The 1,562-nt window shown below is 60.9% G+C and carries 1 protein-coding gene; it reads right to left on the reverse strand.

The window, feature by feature from the left end:
- Positions 1–1,468, reverse strand: a 1,468-nt coding sequence (locus ABX749_RS32430) for a DUF1549 and DUF1553 domain-containing protein (RefSeq protein ID WP_372899680.1), incomplete at its 3' end; no start/stop codon positions are given.
- Between the last annotated feature and the right edge of the window lie 94 nt (positions 1,469–1,562).

A 1,562-nucleotide genomic window follows, 5' to 3' on the forward strand; every position in this document is an offset into this window, starting at 1 on the left:
AATCGACTCGCGACGCATACGAGCCGCCAAATTGCTCCAACCGCGCGGCCAGCGCATCGGCCTGAGCAACCAGGAACGGGCTGTTCAACAAAAACAATTTCTGCAACGGCGTGGTCGTCTCGAACCGCTGCTCGCTATGGGCGTTGGGATCTGGAAAGTCGAACTTGGCCAGCATTGGGTTGAGGTCCAACCGGCTGACCTGACTGTAAACGGACCGTCGTCGCGAATCAGCCGCGTCAGGCTGGATCGATTCGCCACCGAGCGAAGAGTCCAAATTGCCGGCAACGAACAACACCGCATCGCGATACGCTTCGACGCTGAGTCTTCGCCGAGGCATGCGCCACCGGAGTCGGTTGTCGGGATCCTGATTCAACTTCTCGACGTCCGCCGCACTGCTTTGCTGGTAGGTTGCCGAGAGTACGATTTCCCGCTGCAACCACTTCAGCGACCAACCGGCGTCCATGAAGCGAACCGCCAAATCATCCAACAACTGGGGGTGCGTCGGCCGCTCGCCCAAGGCTCCAAAGTTACTCGGGGTGCCGACCAGTGGGGCACCGAACAATTGTTCCCACACGCGATTGACGATCACGCGGGCCGCCAGGGGATTGGAGCGGTCGACGATCGCCTCGGCCAAATCGCCACGACCACTGCCGTGGGAAAACGCAATCGGCTCAGCGTCGCTCAGCACCGTGAGAAATCCGCGTTTGGCAAGCGGTCCCGATCGAGTGGCGTCGCCGCGAATCATCACGTTCAGGTCGCGCAGTTTGCCTTCGCGGACAATGTGCGCGGCCTCCTGAGGTTTCTTGGCCTGACCGTCTTTACTTTCGACCGCTTCGCTGAGCGGCCGATTGAACATCTCGGTGCTGGCAAACACACCGGCCATCGCGTAATAGTCGGCTGTCGGAATCGGATCGTACTTGTGATCGTGACAACGGGCGCAGGCCACCGTTAACCCCAACAACCCGCGGGTCACCGTGTCGACACGGTCTTCCCACTCATCGGCCATCACGGTCAGACTGCCGCGTGAATAATACTTCGGCCCCAACCCCAGGAACCCGAGCGCCACATGGGCATCGTGATCTTCGGGGTAGTGCAAATCGGCAGCCAATTGCATCCGCACAAAATCGTCGTAAGGCATGTCATCGGCGAGCGACTTGATCACCCAGTCGCGATACAGGTACGCGTTGGGATAGGTCAAGGAATCGTTGTTGCCGACAATGTGCGCCTGGTCCTCGGCGTAGCGTGCCACGTCCAGCCAAAGCCGCGTCCAGCGTTCGGCATGTTCGGGCGACGTGAGGAGTCGATCGACGACCCGCTCGAGTGCGCCGGGACGCGGATCTGCGACAAAGTCCGCCACCTGCTCGGGCGTGGGTGGCAATCCGACCAGATCAAAACTCAAACGTCGAATCAGGCTCCGCTTGTTCGCCGGCGGGTTGGGCTGCACGGCAGCAGCCTCCAGTTTGGCCAATACGAACGAGTCAATTGCAGTTCGTGGCCAGGCGGCGTCGCGGATCGGCGGCGCGGGGTGGGATTGTGGTTGCTGAAAGGCCCAAAACGAACGC

The sequence above is a fragment of the Stieleria sp. genome, from assembly GCF_041595215.1.
Classification (GTDB): Bacteria; Planctomycetota; Planctomycetia; order Pirellulales; family Pirellulaceae; genus Stieleria; species Stieleria magnilauensis.